At 70.5% G+C, this 17,937-nt stretch carries 19 protein-coding genes; 9 read left to right on the top strand and 10 right to left on the bottom strand.

Features of this window, described 5'->3' with window-relative positions:
* Nucleotides 1-67: 67 nt before the first annotated feature.
* Nucleotides 68-1,540, top strand: a complete 1,473-nt coding sequence (locus WYO_RS21265; RefSeq protein WP_007566341.1) for an MFS transporter — start codon at nucleotides 68-70, stop codon at nucleotides 1,538-1,540.
* Nucleotides 1,541-1,617: 77 nt separating this feature from the next.
* Here the strand turns inward: WYO_RS21265 and WYO_RS21260 are convergent, their stop codons facing one another.
* The 4 genes from WYO_RS21260 to otsB all read right to left on the bottom strand — a co-directional run bounded on the left by WYO_RS21260 (nucleotide 1,618) and on the right by otsB (nucleotide 4,195).
* Complete coding sequence (locus WYO_RS21260) at nucleotides 1,618-2,004, bottom strand: type II toxin-antitoxin system VapC family toxin (RefSeq protein WP_007566339.1); 387 nt, start codon at nucleotides 2,002-2,004, stop codon at nucleotides 1,618-1,620.
* Nucleotides 2,001-2,243, bottom strand: coding sequence for a type II toxin-antitoxin system prevent-host-death family antitoxin (locus WYO_RS21255; protein ID WP_007566338.1), 243 nt, complete (start codon nucleotides 2,241-2,243; stop codon nucleotides 2,001-2,003). The genes WYO_RS21260 and WYO_RS21255 overlap by 4 nt, the downstream gene beginning before the upstream one ends.
* Nucleotides 2,244-2,311: 68 nt before the next feature.
* Nucleotides 2,312-3,319 (bottom strand): glucokinase, encoded by a 1,008-nt coding sequence (locus WYO_RS21250; protein ID WP_007566336.1) that lies wholly within the window; start codon nucleotides 3,317-3,319, stop codon nucleotides 2,312-2,314.
* 132 nt (nucleotides 3,320-3,451) lie between these two features.
* A complete protein-coding gene (gene otsB, locus WYO_RS21245; protein ID WP_007566334.1) occupies nucleotides 3,452-4,195 on the bottom strand; it encodes a trehalose-phosphatase in 744 nt (247 codons plus the stop codon).
* A 119-nt stretch (nucleotides 4,196-4,314) separates the two neighbouring features.
* Here otsB and WYO_RS21240 point away from each other — a divergent pair, with 119 nt between their 5' ends.
* Nucleotides 4,315-4,824, top strand: coding sequence for a DUF427 domain-containing protein (locus WYO_RS21240; protein WP_007566333.1), 510 nt, complete (start codon nucleotides 4,315-4,317; stop codon nucleotides 4,822-4,824).
* Nucleotides 4,825-4,882: 58 nt separating this feature from the next.
* Nucleotides 4,883-6,106: a serine hydrolase domain-containing protein gene (locus WYO_RS21235; RefSeq protein ID WP_007566331.1), complete on the top strand. Its 1,224-nt coding sequence runs from the start codon at nucleotides 4,883-4,885 to the stop codon at nucleotides 6,104-6,106.
* Between the two features lie 16 nt (nucleotides 6,107-6,122).
* Here the strand turns inward: WYO_RS21235 and WYO_RS21230 are convergent, their stop codons facing one another.
* From WYO_RS21230 to WYO_RS21210, 5 genes are all read right to left on the bottom strand, one after another.
* The gene (locus WYO_RS21230) at nucleotides 6,123-6,737 is read right to left on the bottom strand and encodes a DUF2147 domain-containing protein (protein WP_007566328.1); all 615 of its coding nucleotides are present in this window, start codon (nucleotides 6,735-6,737) and stop codon (nucleotides 6,123-6,125) included.
* Between the two features lie 211 nt (nucleotides 6,738-6,948).
* Nucleotides 6,949-7,479 carry a GNAT family N-acetyltransferase gene (locus WYO_RS21225; RefSeq protein WP_007566326.1) on the bottom strand — a complete coding sequence of 177 codons (531 nt, stop codon included), beginning with the start codon at nucleotides 7,477-7,479 and terminating at the stop codon, nucleotides 6,949-6,951.
* 154 nt (nucleotides 7,480-7,633) lie between these two features.
* A complete protein-coding gene (locus WYO_RS21220; RefSeq protein ID WP_007566324.1) occupies nucleotides 7,634-7,843 on the bottom strand; it encodes a hypothetical protein in 210 nt (69 codons plus the stop codon).
* A gap of 283 nt (nucleotides 7,844-8,126) precedes the next feature.
* Entirely contained in the window at nucleotides 8,127-8,327 is a 201-nt protein-coding gene (locus tag WYO_RS21215) for a hypothetical protein (RefSeq protein ID WP_007566321.1), read from the bottom strand.
* A gap of 152 nt (nucleotides 8,328-8,479) precedes the next feature.
* Complete coding sequence (locus WYO_RS21210; protein ID WP_007566319.1) at nucleotides 8,480-9,583, bottom strand: helix-turn-helix transcriptional regulator; 1,104 nt, start codon at nucleotides 9,581-9,583, stop codon at nucleotides 8,480-8,482.
* A 689-nt stretch (nucleotides 9,584-10,272) separates the two neighbouring features.
* Here WYO_RS21210 and WYO_RS21205 point away from each other — a divergent pair.
* Genes WYO_RS21205 through WYO_RS21185 form a run of 5 tightly spaced genes read left to right on the top strand, consistent with a single transcriptional unit; the run spans nucleotide 10,273 to nucleotide 15,956 of the window.
* On the top strand, nucleotides 10,273-11,310 hold the full coding sequence (locus WYO_RS21205; RefSeq protein ID WP_230366683.1) for a polysaccharide biosynthesis/export family protein: 1,038 nt from the start codon (nucleotides 10,273-10,275) through the stop codon (nucleotides 11,308-11,310).
* Nucleotides 11,307-12,881, top strand: a complete 1,575-nt coding sequence (locus WYO_RS21200) for a Wzz/FepE/Etk N-terminal domain-containing protein (protein WP_007566315.1) — start codon at nucleotides 11,307-11,309, stop codon at nucleotides 12,879-12,881. The genes WYO_RS21205 and WYO_RS21200 overlap by 4 nt, the downstream gene beginning before the upstream one ends.
* Entirely contained in the window at nucleotides 12,878-13,516 is a 639-nt protein-coding gene (locus WYO_RS21195; RefSeq protein ID WP_007566312.1) for a CpsD/CapB family tyrosine-protein kinase, read from the top strand. Before WYO_RS21200 ends, WYO_RS21195 begins: the two co-directional genes overlap by 4 nt.
* Nucleotides 13,513-15,027, top strand: coding sequence for an O-antigen ligase family protein (locus WYO_RS21190; RefSeq protein WP_007566310.1), 1,515 nt, complete (start codon nucleotides 13,513-13,515; stop codon nucleotides 15,025-15,027). Before WYO_RS21195 ends, WYO_RS21190 begins: the two co-directional genes overlap by 4 nt.
* Entirely contained in the window at nucleotides 15,024-15,956 is a 933-nt protein-coding gene (locus WYO_RS21185; protein ID WP_007566307.1) for a glycosyltransferase family 2 protein, read from the top strand. Before WYO_RS21190 ends, WYO_RS21185 begins: the two co-directional genes overlap by 4 nt.
* A 13-nt stretch (nucleotides 15,957-15,969) precedes the next feature.
* Here WYO_RS21185 and WYO_RS21180 read toward each other — a convergent pair whose 3' ends face one another.
* Entirely contained in the window at nucleotides 15,970-16,707 is a 738-nt protein-coding gene (locus tag WYO_RS21180) for a class I SAM-dependent methyltransferase (RefSeq protein WP_007566305.1), read from the bottom strand.
* A 24-nt stretch (nucleotides 16,708-16,731) separates the two neighbouring features.
* Between WYO_RS21180 and WYO_RS21175 the strand changes: the two genes are divergently transcribed.
* On the top strand, nucleotides 16,732-17,925 hold the full coding sequence (locus WYO_RS21175) for a DUF1972 domain-containing protein (RefSeq protein ID WP_007566303.1): 1,194 nt from the start codon (nucleotides 16,732-16,734) through the stop codon (nucleotides 17,923-17,925).
* The last annotated feature ends 12 nt before the right edge of the window (nucleotides 17,926-17,937 follow it).

Genomic DNA, 17,937 nt, shown 5'->3' with positions numbered 1-17,937 from the left:
TCTGGTCTTGCGGTAAACGCCGGGTCTTGAGGCACGGTAAACGAACGAATCGGGAGGATGCGCGGGCATGGCGAGCAAGGTTGAGGGGAGCGCCGGGACACCCGAGCGCGCGGAGATCGGCCGCGTCATCGACACCGACATCTCCGCGCGGCTGGACCGGCTGCCATGGGGCCGCTTCCACGTGCTCGTCATCGTGGCGCTCGGCATCACCTGGGTGCTCGACGGGCTGGAGGTGACGCTCGCCGGCTCGCTGGTCGGCGCCCTGCGCAAGGCGCCGATGTCGTTCTCGGAATTCGATGTCGGGCTCGCAGCCTCCTGCTACCTCGTCGGTGCCGTGACCGGCGCCCTCGGTTTCGGCTGGCTGACCGACCGGATCGGCCGCAAGAAGCTGTTCTTCATCACGCTGGCCCTCTACCTGATCGCCACCGCGGCCACGGGCCTGTCCTGGAACGTCGCGAGCTTCTGCTTCTTCCGCTTCCTCACCGGCGCTGGCATCGGCGGCGAGTACACAGCGATCAACTCGACCATCCAGGAGCTCGTCCCGGCCCGGGTCCGCGGCTGGACCAACCTGGTCATCAACGGCTCGTTCTGGATCGGCGCGGCGCTCGGCTCGTTCATGTCGATCGTGCTGCTCAAGCCCGAAGTGATCGATCCGGCCTGGGGCTGGCGGGTCGCGTTCTTCACGGGCGGCGCCATCGGCCTGGTGATCCTGCTGCTGCGCACCTGGATCCCCGAGAGCCCCCGCTGGCTCGCCACCCACGGCTACGCCGCGGAGGCCGACCGGGTCGTCACCGGCATCGAGAAGCGCTTCACCGATGCGGGCGTCACGCTGCCGCCGATCGACGAGACCAAGCGCATGAAGGTCCGCACCCGCGACCACACCCCCCTCTCGGAGGTGTTCCACGCCCTGTTCGTCACGAACCGGCTGGCCACCATGGTCGGCCTCGCCCTGATGGTCGCACAGGCCTTCTTCTACAACGCCTTGTTCTTCACCTATGCGCTGGTGCTGGAGCGGTTCTACGACGTGCCGGGCAACAGCGTCGGCTGGTACCTGCTGCCCTTCGCGCTCGGCTCGTTCCTCGGCCCGCTGCTCCTCGGGCGGCTGTTCGACACGATCGGCCGGCGCCAGATGATCGCCTTCACCTACGGCATCTCGGCGGTGCTGCTGGTCGCCGTGGGCCTCCTGTTCCGCCTCGACGTGATCGGGCCGGTGGGGCAGACCGCGGCCTGGATGGTGGTGTTCTTCTTCGCCTCGGCGGCGGCGAGTTCGGCCTACCTCACCGTCTCCGAGACCTTCCCGCTGGAGATCCGGGCGCTCGCCATCGCGGCCTTCTACGCGGTCGGCACCGGCATCGGCGGCGTCTCCGGCCCGCTGCTGTTCGGCAGCCTGGTCGAGACCGGCTCCCGGGACTGGGTCCTGTTCGGCTACGGGATCGGCGCCGCGCTCATGCTGATCGCCGCGGTGGTCGGCGGAATCTGGGGCACGGCCGCGGAGGGCAAGTCCCTGGAGGACGTGTCGAAGCCGCTCGCGGCGGCGTAGGCGGAAAACGGGCCCCAAGCCGGATCTCCCTGCGCGCGACGCATCGAGATCCGGCGGAATAGGCAAACGGCATCCGCTCAAACCAATCGGATCGAACCGCCATACTGCGCGACGATCCGGTCGGCCGTGACGAGTTCCAGCCCTTCGATCCGGGCCTGTGCGATCAAAAGCCGATCGAACGGGTCGCGATGGAGGGGTGGAAGGTCGGCGACAGCGGCAGCATGTGCCCCCGTCACGGGAAGCTCGACATAGCCGTTGTCGCGCAAACCTGTCCTCAGGCGCTTCGCATCGACTTGGAAGTCGTCGCGGCCCAGGCCGCTCTTGATCGCGATCTCCCACAGACTCGCCGCGCTGAACACGAGCGTATTCGCGGGATCGCCGATGAGACGGCGTGCTGCCGAGGTCAGCCGGTCGGATCCAGCGGCAGCCCAGAGCAGGATATGCGTGTCGAGGAGATAGCTCACCGGCCTTCGAACGAAGCCGTGATCTCTTCGCTGCCCATACGATCGAAATCGTCCGGGACGCGGATGCATCCCGCCAGAAACCCGATCCGCGAGGTCGCGGCGGGCGCTGGCGCGTCGAACGGGACGACCCGGACGAGGGGCTTGCCGTCCTTCGCGATGATGAATGGCTCGCCGGACGCTGCCTGCTCTACGAGGCGCAGCAGGTCGGACTTGGCATCCTTCAACGTGACCGTCCGCATCGATCCGGCCCCAATCCCACACCAGCTTCGCAGAGCCGCGCGACGGCAGCCCGGGGGATCGTAGACCCTCAGCCCTCCTTCCGCCAAACCTGCCCGTGGTAGACGAAGCGCCGCCCCTCGTTGGCGAGGGCGGCGAGGCCCTTGAAGGCCGGGTCGTGGACCGTGATGACGCTGGTCGGGATCTGGCGCATCATCTCCTCGAAGGGCGCCTTGCGCTCGAACGCCTCGCGAAACCCGCTCTCCTCCAGCACCTTGACGATGCGGGGCGCGATGCCGCCGCCGATATAGACGCCGCTGGTGGCCAGGAAGGTCAGGGCGAGGTCGCCGCAGACGCGGCCGAGCAGGCGCCCGAACAGCTCCAAGGCCTCCGCGGCGTGCGGATCGGAGGCCTTGAGCCCGGCCTCGGTCACCGCCGCCGGATCGATCTTCTCGTGCGGCTGACCGGTGCGGACATGCGCCACCGCCGCGTGCAGTCGCGCCAGGCCCGGCCCGGACAGCACCGCCTCGACGGTGATCCGCCCCTCGACCCGCTCCAGGGCGTGCCAGACCTTCTCCTCGAAATCGGTCGTCGGGCCGAAATCGGTGTGGCCGGCCTCGGTCGAGACGATGGCGAGATGGGCCGCGTAGGGCACCAGGGCCGCCGCCCCGAAACCGGTGCCCGGTCCGAGCACGACCCGGGCGCCGCCCGGGATCGTCGGACTGGGCCCGACCGGCGTGAGGTCGTGGGGCTCGATATCGGCAGCCCCGGCCGCGACCGGCACGTAATCGTTCACCACCACCGCCGAGGAGAGACCGAAATCCTTTGCGATGCGCTCGCCGCCGATCCGCCAGTCCGCGTTGGTCAGCTGCGGTTCGGGGCCGTCGACCCGCCCGCCCATCGCCAGGATGGTCGAGCGCGGGGGCGGCAGGGCATCCCCACCCTTGGCCAAAGCCGCCCTGATGGCGTGGGACGGATCGGGATGCTCGGCCGTCGCCTCGTGCGAGAGAAGCCGAGGCTCCGCGCCCTTCTCGGTGATCAGACCGAAGCGGGCATTCGTGCCACCGATGTCACCGATCAGAACCGGAAACTCGAACATCGACGAAGGGCCTTTTCCTGAGCGGGCTTCTGTGTGTGCAGCATCGTATTCCGAACACCGGCAACCACCGTTCGGGATGATGCCCCAGGCAGGTCGTGTGCCGACCGGCGTTCCACGAAGGATAGGGCGGGCTCAGGCCGGCGGCAGGGCCTCGGGGTCGATCCTTCCGCCCTCGGCCCACATTCGCACCAGGGCGCGGACGGCGGCCGGATCGGGCAGGCGCCGGCTCGCCACGGTGTCGCCGTCGCCGACCCGGACGGCGATGCCGCCATCCTCGTTCACCGACGCGAACGCGATCTCGTCCGTCCGGTCGTCGCCGAAGAAAACCGGCCGGCGCCCGGCATAGGGGGGCTGTTCCAGGAAGGCGCGGATCGCGTGGGCCTTGGTCGCCTGCGCCGGGACGATCTCGCCCACCGCCTTGCCGAGCTGGAGCCGATAGGCGCTCCCGAGGGCCTCGGCCGCGTCCTTGACCAGCGCCTCGGCCCGAGCGGCGTCCTCGGCGTTCGCGAGGCGCCAATGCACCGCCACCGAGGCGCCCTTGTCCTCAATGAGCACGTCGGCCAGCGGCCGGCTCTCGGCATGCAGGCGTTCGACCTGCCGGCGCAGTGCGGGATGATCCTCCGCGCCGCCGCCCGACAAAGCCCCGCCGACCCGGCGCTCGACGCCGTGCAGCCCGGCCGCGTCGAGGCGGGCAGGCGCCAGGAACCCGTCGATCACCGAGACCGGCCGGCCGGTGACGATGGCCAGCGCCCCACCGAGCCTGTCGCGCAGCCGCTCGAGGTCTGCGACCAAACCGGGCTCGACTTGCACCGCGTCCGGCCGCGGGGCGATCTCCGCGAGGGTTCCGTCGAAGTCGAGGAAGAGGGCTATGTCCATCGCGGTCTGTCCCGGGCCGTGACTCTTGGGGGCCGGGCTACCACGCGACGATCGTTCGCGGAACGGCGCCCGGCATCAACCTAGCGTTCATTGTGGATACGATATACGCCGGCTCCATAATGGCCCGTCCGCTCGCACGCCCCGTCCCCGAACCGATCCAGCCCGGCCAAGAGAGCGTCTGGGACTATCCGCGGCCGCCTAAGCTGGAGCGCACGACCAAAATGTTGAGGGTCGTGCTCGGTGGGGTCGTGATCGCGCAATCGGAAGCCGGCTACCGGGTCCTCGAGACGGCCCATCCCCCGACCTACTACCTGCCGCCGGGCGACGTGAGCGCCGGCGTGCTCTCGGGGCCGCGCCGGGGCGGCATCTGCGAGTGGAAGGGGCAGGCCGTGCTGTTCGATGTGCATGGCGGCGACCGGCTGGCGCCCAGTGCCGCCTGGTCCTACCCGGAGCCGACACAGGGCTTCGACGCCATCGCGGGCTATGTCGCGTTCTACGCGCTGCCGATGGATGCCTGCTTCGTCGGCGACGCGCGGGTCACGCCCCAGCCCGGCACCTTCTACGGCGGCTGGATCACGCCCGGGATTGTCGGCCCGTTCAAGGGCGGCGCCGGCACGATGGGCTGGTAACGCCGCACCTGCGCACTCTATCGTCCCGGATCGAGCCTTGCCGGCCGAAGGAGACGCTATGAGCGCGCTGACCGAGATCGACCCGACGGGCGCGGGGCTCAACCCGGACGCGCTCGCGCGGATCGCGCCCTGGATGGACCGACTTGTGGCGGAGGGCCGGCTCGCCGGCCTGTCGGTCACGGTGGCGCGCAGGGGCCGTGTGGCCTTCGCCCGCGCCTGCGGGCAGGCCGACCTCGCCCGGGGGACGCCGTTCACCCTGGATACGGTGACCCGGATCTACTCCATGACCAAGCCGCTCACCTCGGTGGCGGTCATGCAGCTCTACGAGCAGGGCCAGTTCCAGCTCGACGATCCGATCGCGCGGGTGCTGCCGGACTTCGCCGAGATGCGGGTGGCCGTGGGCGGCAACCGGGCGAAGATCGAGACCGAGCCGGCGCGCCGGGGCATCACCGTGCGCGACCTCCTCACCCACACGGCCGGCCTGACCTACGGCTTCATGGAGGCGACCCTCGTCGACGCGCAGTATCGCGAGCACGGGATCGACTTCCTGGCCCGCGAGGGCAGCCTCGCCGAGATGACCCGCCGGCTCGCGGCGCTGCCCCTGCTCGCGCAACCCGGCAGCGCCTGGAATTACAGCGTCGCCACCGACGTGCTCGGCCAGTACGTGGCGGCGCTCACCGGCCGTCCCTTCGACCAGTACCTGCGCGAGGCGGTCATCGCGCCCCTCGGCATGGTCGACACCGACTTCCAGGTCCGGCCGGAGCTCATGCCGCGCTTCTGCGCGACCTACACGTATGACCGGGCGCGGCAGCTCAAGCTGTTCGACGATTCCGTGGAGACCGGCTTCGCGCGGCCTCCGGCCATCGCCTCCGGCGGCGGCGGCCTCGTCTCGACGGCGGCCGACTACCAGCGTTTCTGCCGGATGATCCTCAACGGCGGCACGTTCGACGGCAATCGGCTGCTCGGCCGCAAGACCGTCGCGCTGATGCTGGCGAACCACCTGACGGGGGATCTCGCTTCCATGGGCACGCCGCGCTTCGCCGAGACCTCCTACACCGGGATCGGCTTCGGCCTCGGCTTCTCGGTGATGCTCGACCCGGCCCGGGCCCAGATCCTCGGCACGCCCGGCGAGGTCGCCTGGGGCGGCCTGGCCTCGACGGCCTTCTGGATCGATCCGGCCGAGGATCTCTCGGTCGTGCTCATGACGCAGCTCGTGCCGTCCTCGGCGCTGCCGATCCGGCGCGAGCTGCGCGTCCTGACCTACGCGGCCCTCGACGATTGAGGGCCGCCGTTCCGGCTCATTGCGCGGCGGGGGCGTCCGCGGCGGCCGGCTTCGGCGCCGCCTTGGCGCCCGCCTTGGCGGTGGGCTTGGGCGACCCGGTGGCGAATTCCGGGTCGCTGCGCGGGCCGTTCGGGCCGTTGGTCGGGCCGGCGAGCTGGCCGGGGGCGAGGTCGACGACCTTGTTCCAGGTCTGCGACTTGCACAGGAAGGCGATCAGGCAGCCCCGCACGGTCAGCTCGTTAGGGGCATCCGTCCAGATCGTGACGTCGTAGGACTTGCCGTCCTCGGAATTGTAGATCTTGCCCTCGTAATGGGCGTCGGCATTCGGCTTCAGGCCCATGATCAGCTGGTGGCCGAGCGAGGGGCGCGCCTGCTTCTTCGGATCGGGATTCTTGAAGTCGACCCGCGGCTCGCCCTTGTCGTTGAGCGGGACCTTCAGCCAGACCACGTAGCCGCACAGCCGGTCGTTGGCGGGCCCGCACTTCTCGAGGCGGACGCGGGCGCGGCCATCCTCGGTCAGGTAGGTGCCGCTGGGGTCGGCCGGGGCCGCCGCATGCGCCGGAGCCGACAGCGCGGCCAGCGCCAGGGCCGCGAGCGGCGCGAACCGCCGACCGATCGAAGACATCGTCATACCCGAACTCCCCTGCCTCGCGAGCCCTGGGGGCCAGGACCGCCCGCCATGCGGAAGGCCCCCTCGCTCGCGTCATCGCGCTCTCGCCGGGTCGACAACCCGGCGGCTTGCGCGTCCTGCCCGCCGTCTCTCGCGCGAAGTTGTCCGCATCATGACGGCGCAGCCTAGGGCTGAGAGGTATTGGATAGTCTTCGTTGCGGCGCCTGGCGGTTCAGAGGCGCGTCGGCCTCGTGCTCCGGCCGGGTCCGAGCGCGCGCTGCATCAGGGTGACGTCGAGCCAGCGTTCGTGCTTGTAACCCACGCCGACCAGGGTGCCGACCGGCGTGAAGCCGAGGCCGGCATGCAACGCGACGGAGGCCGCCGTATCGCTCTGCGCGATGACCGCGATCATCGCCCGGGCGCCGATCCGCTCGGCTTCGGCGATCAAGGCCGTGAGCAAGGTCCGCCCGACGCCCGCGCCCCGGGCCGCGCGCGCCACGTAGATCGAATCCTCGACGGTCGACCGGTAGGCCGCGCGCTGGTGATAGGGTCCGGCATAGGCGTAGCCGGCAACCGCGCCGTTCACGACGGACACGAGATACGGGAAGCCGCCCTCCCGCAGGAGCGCGAAGCGGCGGGCCATCTCCGCGACGCCCGGCGGCTCCAGCTCGAAGCTCACCGTACTGGTGCGGACGGCCTCGTCGTAGATGGCTGCGATGGCCGGGATGTCGGCCTCGGTGGCGGGACGAATCGTGTGGGTCACGGCACGAGCATACGTGCGCCGGCCCGAACGGCAATGCGCGCGACCACCCCGTGGGGCCGGGTGATCGCGCGCATTTCGAGATGGATCGATCGCCGGGCCGGACGGCGCGGGGATGGACGCTCGGCCTTCCCGCGATCGACGTACCCGGGTCCGATTACTCGGCGGCGGTCATCTCGGCGGTGAAGTGGCCGCACCAATCCTGGGACGCGACCACCGGCCACAGACCCTTCGACTGCGGGGCCGGCTGGCTGACCGGCGGGTTGAAGCGGCAGAGACCCTCGTCGCCCTGCGCCTGGGCGCCGTTGAGCTTGTGATCGTCGAAGAAGCGGCAGCTCTCGCAGGCGGCGTTCGCGGTACCGGTCATCGTATCTCTCCGTCGTCGTGAAGGCTTCGGAGGCGACCGAAAAGGCTGGCCGCCTGCTCACAGTTGTTAATTAGAACAACTCCAATGAAGGGTCAAGGGTTCGGCCCGATGCGGCCCCGCCCCCGCTCCCTGATCGGCCTCGGTCGGTCTCGGCCAGCGAAACACCGGCTCCCAAAACGCGTGAAGCCGGGCCCCGATCGGGGCCCGGCTTCACGAGGCCGTGCGTCGTCTCGGATGACCGCCGTGCCGGATGCGGCGCGAGCGGTGGACCGGACCGGCGCGATCAGCCCTGCTTGTCCTTCTTGTTGGCCCGGTGATGACCCACGGCGCAGCCGGCGGCGGCGCCCATCTTGCCGTGCCCGGCCATGTGACCGGCGACACCGCCGACCACCGCCCCCTTGAGACAGCCCTTCGCCTCGGCGGGCGCGCCGACGACGAGAGCGCCGATGGTCAGCGCAGAGGCCAGTGCGATCCGATAGGTCATCGTGTTCACTCCATTCGTGTCCCTGCAAACGGCTGCACGACCCGACACGTTCCCCCGGCGCTCCGCCCCCGCACCGCAGGGTGCGGCGATGCCTGGATGGCGCCGGGCCGTGGGATCCCGCCGGCGTCCGCATCCCGATCGATCGCGTGACTCTAGCGGGCGAGCCCGGTGACCAGCCGGATCAGATCCGATTGCCGGGTCGCGCCGGTCTTGGCGAAGATCGCCTTCAGCTGCGACCGCGCGGTGGCGGCGGTGATCGCGAAGCGGCTCGCCGCCTCGGCCAGGGTGAGGCCGCCGGACAGGGTCTGGGCGAGGCGCGCTTCCGCGGGGGTCAGGCGATACGCGGTCTGAAGGACGGTGGCCGCGGGGACCGGCGCGCTCCCTGGAACGCTGGCGATCAGCAGGGTGCTTGCGCCCGCGAACAGGCCGCGGGTCGGGCCGACGAGCGGCACGATATGGATGGCGATCGGCGCGGCGTCCCGGCGTGCCACCACGATCGCGGAGATCGGCGCCCGGCCGGATGGTCGCGACAGCGCCTCGAGCTGCCGTGCGGCCTCACCCTCCTCGACGGCGAGGCGGCCGCCCGCGAGCTTCAGATCGGGACCGAACAGGGCCCCGAACGCGGCGTTCCAGCGCAGGGCACGGCCCTCAGAATCGAGGATCATGGCGGCGCGCGCGATCACGTCGAAGGCCTCGGCCAGTCCGGCGAGCCGCGCCTGTTCGATCATCGCGGTGAGGAGACCTGCGCGCCGCAGCAGCGGCGACAGGGTGGCGAGGCGCGCCTGCTCGTGTGGTTCGTACAGACCCTGCGCCACCGTCCTCTGGAGCGCCAGGCACCAGAGCCGCCCCTTCACCTCGAAGCCGACCCCGGCGAACCAGCGCAGGCCGCTGGAGGCGAGCAGGTCCTGATAGAACGGCAGCCGCGCGATCTCGTCGGGTGTGGTGAAGTCCTGGTCGACCGCGATGCCCCGGGCGCGCATCATCGGCAGGCCGCGGAACCGATGATCCTCCCGGTGCCAGCCTTCCTCGAAATAGCGCTTCGACGACTCGGCGAGCGACGCCGTGGTGAGCGCATTCAGCGCCGTCCGGTCGGTCCGCAGAAGCAGCGCGCCTTCGCTTCCGGAGGCCAGCGAGACCCGCTCGATCAGGTCCGGCCAGCGCGCCGGATCGACCACCGCCTCCTCCAAATCCTCCTGAAAGCCCGCCTCCAGGTCGTCGTGGAGGCGGGCGAACAGCGCGGTGTTCAGGCCGGGCATGGCGCTCGACTCCGGGCCGGCGGATACCGGCGATCAGGACCGCATCGCCCCGGCCTCATCAGCATATCGGCGGCGATTCGCTCGATACCCCAGCTAATCAAACCATCAATCGCAAGCAAGCACTTGAAGAGCTAGCGCTGTAGATTGCGAAACCCGCGCGATCGACAGTTCACCGCAAAATCCGCAGCGGCATCGAATGTTGATTTCGGCGCATCGGCATTCCGCGCGCAAGCCGCCCGTCAGCGAGATCCGCGACGCTTTGGCGGAGCGGTTTCTGGAGGCGCGGCAGGGGCGCAACCGCAATCGCTGTTCTGGGGGTTGTGCGGGCATCGCCGAAGCGACGTCGCGACGCCCGATGCGGTCCCCCCGGCGGCGGCGGCCGCCCTTTGTGACTCCGCATTTTGCCACAGGGCCGCCTTCACAACTTCTGATAGAGTTCTGGCGGGCCGGGTTCAAGCGTCGTTAACCAAACCCGTCGATTGTATCGCTCTGCGCGGTTCGATCACGGGTTGTCATCGGACGGGCGCAGTCGAGCATGGTGCGGCTGAAGGTCGATGGCGTTTTTCCTGTCTGCGTTCCTTGCCGCGGCGACCCGGCGCGTCTCCCGGGCATCCAGCATCGCGGATCATCCGCGAGGTCGCACCGCCGCGCTGGCGGTCCTGACCTGCGCCCCGTTGCTGACCGGGTGCATGTCCGGCAAGCCGCCTTCATCCGCGCGGTCCGGCCCGGACGTGACGCAGACCGGCTCGATCCCCGACGGTCTCCCGCCCGCGGTGGTGGCGGCCGCCCAGGAGGAGGTCGGGCGCACCATGCGCCTGGGCCTGGCCAATTACCGGCTCAATGTCGGCGACAACCTCGAAGTGTCGTTCCTGATCGACTCGAGCGTGGTCCAGCCGACCTACCGGCTCAACCCGAGCGACGAATTCGACGTCGATTTCCGCACCCACCCGGAATACAACCGTACGGTGCTGGTGCGCCCGGACGGCCGGATCTCGCTGCCGGGCAAGAACGGCATCAAGGTCGCCGGACTGTCGCCCGAGGCTGCGGCCGCGCTGATCAAGAGCACCTACGACGACGTGCTGATCGACCCGGTCGTCACGATCATGCTGCGCAAGTTCCGCACCGTGACCGATGATTTCCGCGAGCTCACCCAGCGAGCCGATATGGGCCGCGTGAAGGTGCTGGCGATCGAGCCGGACGGCAAGATCAACCTGCCGATGGTGCCCCCCGTCCAGGCCGCCGGCAAGACCGTAGCTGAGCTCGCCGGCAACCTCACGGCGGCCTACCACCGTCAGCTCGCCACGGTGAGCACGAGCGTGCGGCTCGCGAGCCTGGTTCCGGCCAACACCATGGTGTTCGGCGAGGTCCGGGCTCCGGGTCCCGTCACCCTCCAGGGCGCCCGCACCCTGGCGCAAGTCCTGGGCTCGGCCGGCGGCATCCTGCCGACCGCCGCGGGCGACGCCGTGCGGATCATCCGGTTCGACGCCGAAGCCGCGGGCAGCGTCCGCATCGTCGATATCGGCCAGCCGGGCCTCGCCGACACGATCATCGTGCCGCCGAACGCCACGGTCTACGTGCCGCCGTCGCTGCTGGCCAAGACCGCCCGCGCCGTCGACCTCGTGGTCCGCCAGATCCTGCTCTTCAACGGCACCGGCTTCGGGGTGAACTACATCACCGGCCCGTCCGCCAACACCTCCACCAGCGCCACCGTGAGGTCCGGGACGTGACGAAGTCCGACCTGCCCCGCTTCGACCGGACCGCGCCCGACGCCGTCGCGGATAGCGCCTTCGATCTCCGCGACGCCCTGGCGGCCCTGTTCCGGCACATCCGGCCGGTGCTGCTGATCCTGACCGCCGCGATCCTCGGTGCCGGCATCTATCTGCTGCTGACGCCGGCCGAATACACGGCCGACGCCAAGCTGATCATCCGTCTCGGCCGCGAGAAGGCCGCCGCCCCGGTCCAGGGCGGCGCCAACCAGAACTACATGTTCTCCGAGCGCGCGCAGAACGTGAACAACGAGGTCGAGATCCTGCGCGACCCGAGCATCGTGCGCGGCGAGTTCGCGGCCCTGAAAGCGATCACCCCGGTCGGCGATCTCGGGCCGCCCCCCGAGGAGTGGATGGACTGGCTGATCTACCAGGGCCGCGTCGCCATGCGCGGGGCCAAGGCGGTCAAGACCTGGGTGGTCGACACGGTCCGCATCCCCTTCGAGGCGCTCGGCCTGCTGCGCCATCTCAGCCCGGACGAGAAGCTGTTCGAGGCCTATCTCGCCTCGTTCAAGGTCGTGTTCGTCAAGGAGACGGACGTGATCCTGACCGGCTTCACCTGGACCGACCCGACCTTCGCGGCCCAGGCGCTGAACCGGCTCCTCGACGCCTACAAGCGCCGCCACGTCGAGGTCTACGCCGACGAGACCCCGGCGGCCTTCTACCAGAGCAAGCTGGAGCGGGCGCAGGCCGACCTCGCCGCCATCGACGCGCAGCTGGCGAAATCCCTGAAGGGGAACAACACCGCCAGCTTCGAGATCGAGCAGCAGAACGACCTCGGCACCCTCTCGGACCTCGCCCGCCAGAAGTCGGCGGCCCAGATCGAGCGCGAGGGCGTCGAGTCCCGGCTCAAGCGCACCCGCGAGACCGGCCCCGACCGCTGGCAGCCGACGCCCCCCGACGCCGACCCGACTGTTGCGGCCTTCGACACGCGCTGGGCCGATCTCCGGACCAAGCGGGCCGAGCTCGCCGTCCGGTTCCGGCCGACCGCGCCGGAATTCGTGAGCCTCGACCGGGATCTCACCGCCCTGACCCGGCAGAAGTACCAGGCGCTGATCGCCGCCGACACGGCCCGCTTGGCGGTGCTGGCGGAGAAGATCCAGACCATCACGGGGATCGAGGCCAGCCGCCGCAAGGCCGCCATAGGCCAGAGCGACGCGGCCCTGGCCTATGGCCGGCTCGTGCAACAGAAGGGCCTGCTCACCGACGAGATCACCGACACCCAGAAGCGGATCGACGCCCTGCGCACCGGCACCGGGCTCGACGCGCAGGCCGTGACCTCCTCCGCCCTGGTGGCGCGCGCCGTGCCCCCGCGGCTGCCCTCCGGCCCGAACCGCCCGCTGATCCTCGGCCTGGCGACCGGGCTCGGGCTGCTCGCCGCCCTGGCCTATGTCGCGCTCGCGGAGATCCTCGCCCAGACCTATCGCAGCCCGTCCGAGGTCGCGCGCTCGCTGCGCGTGCCGGTCCTGGCTGCGGTTCCGCTGCGCACGAGCGCCGAGCGGCGGCCGCGTTTCGGTGGAGCCGTCGCATGATCGCCGCCCATGCCCCGATGATCGACCCGGCCGTGCTCGAGCCGGCACTCGTCCAGCTCAGCCGCCACGAGACCCGGCTCCGCCGGGTCGGGATCACCGCGGTCCAGCCCGGCGAGGGGGTGAGCACGCTCGCCCGCGAGCTTGCCGGCGCCTATGCCCGGCGCGGCCGCACAGCCGCGCTGATCGAGGCGAACTGGTCGCGGCCGTCCCTGGCGGACGCCTTCGGCCTCGTCGGCCGGCCGGGCTTTGCCGACATCATCGCGGGCGAGGTCGCGCCGAGCCTGGGGGTCCACCCGGTGGCCGATGGCCTCAGCGTCGTGCCGGCCGGCAACCCGGAGGCGATCCGGCGGGCGACCCTGGAGGACGGCCGGGTCGAGGATTTCCTGGCACTGGTCGACGAGCGCTTCGACCTCGCCATCCTGGATTGCGAGCCGATCACCGAGATCGGCGACGCCGCGGCGCTCTCGCCCTTCGTGGACGGGTTCGTCGTGGTGATCGGCGCCGAGCGCACCCGGCGCGCCGTGGCGCAGCGGGCGCTGGCCGACCTCAAGGCCGCCGGCGGCGCGCCGCTCGGCATCGTCCTCAACGGCACCCGGCGGCCGATCCCGAAATGGCTGTACCGGTGGCTCGGATGAGCGGCGCCCCGCTTCGCGCGCTCCGTGCCCTGCCGGTCGCCGGGCTCGGCCTCGCCGCGGCGGCGGGTGCGGTGGCGCTGAGCGCGGCGCCGCTGAAATTCGCGGTCGTCGGTCTGGCGGCGGCCTTCGGCGGGGTCGGCGCCCTGATCGCCGGACAGCGGTACCGCCTGACGCCCCTGCTGCTCGTCGCCCTGGCGGTCGGCCTGACGGTGAAGCTCGATGTCAGCTTCTTCCAGCATTTCGAGGCGGTCGGCCAATACCTGCCGAGCATCGGCGGCGGGGCCGGGCTGACGGTCAGCGTCGCCCTCCTGGTGGCGCTGACGCTGATCCTATCCAAGCTGACCGGCATCGGCGAGCGCGTCCCCGGCCTGCGCCTTGACCGGCCGCTCGTGCTGACACAGCTCGGCTTTCTGACCGCCGGCCTGCTCTCCCTCAGCAACGCCACCGACACCGCCTATCTGTGGTTCGATGCCTGGCGGTTCCTCGGCCTCCTCCTGGTCTCGGTCGCGGTCTCGAACCTGTCGGGCACCGATATCCGCACCCTGGCCCTGGCGATCTGCGCCCTGTGCCTGGTGCAGACCGCGGTGGCAGGGCTGCAATACGTCTCCGGCTCCGAACTCGGCCTCTCGGTGCTCGGCGAGGAGCAGATCGTCGAGGAGAACATCAATTTCACCGCGCAGCGCCGGGCCGGCGGGCTGAAGGTCCACCCGAACATCCTCGGCTATTATTACGAGTTCGTCTGGCCGCTCGCCCTGGCGCTCGCCCTGTCGCGGGGCCCGAAGCTCCTGCGCCTCATCGGGGCGGCCGGAGCGGGCTCGGCCGTCGTCGGCGTGGTGCTGACCCTGTCGCGCGCCTCCTGGCTGACCTACCCGCTCTCGGCCGCCCTGGTGATCCTGCTGGTCTACCGGGACCGGCTGTTCTCCCGGGCGAGCCTGATCGTGTTCGCGCTGCTCGTCGTGGTGGCCGGGATCGGCGCGATCTATGCCGGGCCGCTGGTCTGGGAGCGCCTGACCGCGGACGATGGCGGCTCGGCGGCCCAGCGCGGGCCGCTCAACGCGGCCGCCCTGGCCCTGTTCGCGCAATTCCCGATCTTCGGCGTCGGGCTGAACAATTTCGGCAACCAGTTCGCGGTGCTCGACCAGACCGGCCTGTCCCGCCTCACCGGCCTGTTCGACCGCTCGAACCACGTGGTGCACAACCTGCACATCCTGATCCTCACCGAGGTCGGGATCGTCGGCTACGCGGCCTTCGCCCTGGTCTTCCTGGTCGGCATCGTCCGGGGTTTCCGGGCGGCCTGGCGCGCGCCGGTGGGGGATCCCCTCGCCGCCATCGCGGCCGCCTGCGCGATCGGGTTGATCGCCCATCTCCTGCACGGGCTCGTCGACCCGGGCTTCCGCCTGAATCTCGGCATCGCCGAGCTGCTCTACACCGGCCTCGGCCTGATCGCGGGCGTGCGGGCGGCGCAGAGACGGGCTGCGGCCGAACGGTATCGGGAAGGATACGGACCATGAGCGGCATCCGCCTCAGCGTCCTGATCGTCACCTACAATACCGGCGCCGACATCGAGACCTGCCTGCAGTTCCTCGCGGCCAGCCGAATCGACCGTCCCTACGAGGTGATCCTGGTCGACAACGCGTCGTCCGACGGGACGCCGGAGCGGGTCGCCCGCGGCTTCCCCTGGGTGCGGCTGATCGCGGAGCGGACCAACCACGGCTTCGCGGGCGGCAACGCCGTGGCTCTCGCGGCGGCACAGGGCGAGACGATCCTGCTGCTCAACCCCGACGCGTTCCTGCGCGACCCGGAGGCGCTGGCCGCAGCGCTGGCCCATCTCGACGCGCATCCGGATGTCGGCGCGCTTGGGCCCCGGCTGACCTTCCCGGACGGCCGGCACCAGGTCGGCGATGCCGGCTACGAGCCGCGCCCGCTCTCGACCCTGGTCCATGCCGCGGGGCTGTCCGGTCGCTTCGGCCTGCGCGGCCTCTACCTGGCGAGCCGGCAGGCCAGAGGTCGCGCAGCCCTCGACGTGGACTGGGTCTGCGGCGCCTTCGTGCTGATGCGCCGGGCGGCGATCGAGACGATCGGCGGCTTGGAGAGCCCGATGTTCCTCTACGGCGAGGATGTCGACTGGGGCTGCCGGCTGCGCGATGCCGGATGGCGGGTCGCCTACCTGCCGGGGATCGCGGTCGTCCATCTCCAGGGCGGATCGGCGGGCACGCGCTCGGCCCGGTGGCTCGACGGGCTGGCGGGGATCTACCGCCTGCGCAATGCCGGCCGGCTCCTGTCCTCGCCGGCCTTCTTCTCGGGCCCGCTGCAGCTCGGCTTCACCCTGCGGGCGCTGGCCTACGGGCTGGCCGGCCGGCTGAAACGGCAGCCGGAACTGGCCCGGAAGGCCGAAGACATGCGCAGGTTTTCCGCCCACCTGCGCAGTCTTCGAAGCTGACTTCACACCGGCATCAAGCCTTCTTGCGGATGAAGACCATGTGATAGCCCTTCAACGGACCCGGCGTCAGCCGGAACAGCAGCTCCCAGAACTTGCCCAGGACGATGTTCTCGCCATGATAGAACGGCTGCCCGTCAAAACTGTAGGTGAAGTGCTCGAACCGATCAGTTGGGAAAAGCCGCTTCCGCGCCGCCTCCGTGTTCATCGTGTAGAGCGGCACGAACGAGTCGATCTCGACCCGCCGCGGCTCGACCCAGCGCAGGACCTGCGCGTGCAGCCGCTTCGGGATGAGCCGCGCGCCGACCCCGACATAGCCCCAGCGATTGGGCGTCCAGGCGCAGAGCCAGCCCCCCGGAGCGAGGACCCGACCGAGCTCGGACGCGGTGACCTCGGGATGCTCGATATGTTCGAGGACCGAGAACGCCGAGATCAGGTCGAAGCTCGCGTCCGGGAATGGAAGGATCCCGTCGTGACCGATCAGCCGAACCGCGTCGGCCGACTTGTTCTCGAGGACCGCCTCGTCCACGTCGCAGGCCATGACGTGGGCGCAGCGCCCGCGGAAGTCGCCGAGGTGCCGGCGCAGTGGAACCGGGTCATCGCTCCACTTGCCGCGCCCGGCCCCGAACTCCATCACCCGCATGTCCGGCCGGAGCAGCGCGTTGACGCGGACGATGTACTCCATCCGGTGGTCCTGCCGGGAATAACCCCCGGCGCCCATCTCCCGGAACAGGCGCTGTTCGACGGTGACCATTCTTCAGGCTCCTCTGACGGCGCGGTGCGCGCGGTGGTTGTGAAGGGGGGCGAGCCGGACGGGCGTCCGGCCGTGGCGATCCTCGGCACCCGCGGCGTGCCGGCCGCGCATGGGGGATTCGAGACGCTGGCCGAACGCCTGGCGCTGGAGCTCGTCGAGCGCGGCTGGCGGGTCGAGGTCTATTGCCAAGTCAGCAAACCGACCCCGCCGAGCGTCTGGCGCGGCATCGCGCTGATCCCGGTGGCGGTCCGCGGCGACGGCGCCTTCGCGACCATCGTGTTCGACCTGAAATGCACGCTGAAGGCGGCGTTCCGGCCGGCCCTGCCGCTGGTCCTCGGCTACAACACCGCCGCGTTCTCGATCCTGTACCGGCTCACGGGCAAGCGCAGCGTGATGAACATGGACGGGATCGAGTGGAAGCGCGACCGGTGGTCGACGCCCGCCAAGGCGTGGTTCTGGCTGAACGAGCGCCTCGGCAGCCTGTTCTCCACGCATCTGGTCGCCGACCATCCGGAGATCGCCCGGCACCTCGCCCGCAACACCTCGGCGAAGCGGATCACCACCATCGCGTACGGCGCCGACCCGGTGCTGGAGGCATCGACCGCCCCGCTGGCCGACCTCAAGGTGCGCCCGCGCGATTACGGGCTGCTGATCGCCCGGGTGGTGCCCGAGAACCTCGTGCTCCAGATCGTGCGTGCCTGGAGCGAGATCCGCCCCGGCCTGCCTCTGGTCGTGCTCGGCAAGCTGATGGAGTCCAATCCCTACCACCGGGTCGTGAAAGCCGCGGGCGGCCCCGACGTGATCTTCGCCGGCGCGATTTACGAATCCGAGCGGGTAGCGGCCCTGCGGCTGCATGCCCGCTTCCACATCCACGGCCATACCGTCGGCGGGACGAACCCGTCGCTGGTCGAGGCGCTCGGCGCCGGCTCGCCGATCCTCGCCCACGACAACCCGTTCAACCGCTGGGTGGCGGGCGACGGCGCGGTCTATTTCGGCGACGAGACCGAGCTGCGCCGGGGCATCCTGAACCTCGTGCGCGCCGCGCCGAGCCGGCTCGACGCCCTGTCGGCAGCCTCCCGGGAGCGGCACGCCGACGCCTTCGGGTGGCGCAGCATCTTCGATGCCTACGAGGACGTGCTCCGGCGCCAGCTCCCGTCCCGGCGGGCCGCCCGCCGGGGCCGGGAGGCGCTGCGCCGGCACGAGCACGGGCCGGCCTGAGCGCCGGACCGA

This window comes from Methylobacterium sp. GXF4 (genome assembly GCF_000272495.1).
GTDB classification, from domain to species: domain Bacteria; phylum Pseudomonadota; class Alphaproteobacteria; order Rhizobiales; family Beijerinckiaceae; genus Methylobacterium; species Methylobacterium brachiatum.
Note: the sequence above shows the minus strand (reverse complement) of the source record. Positions and strands in the feature narration are given on the sequence as shown.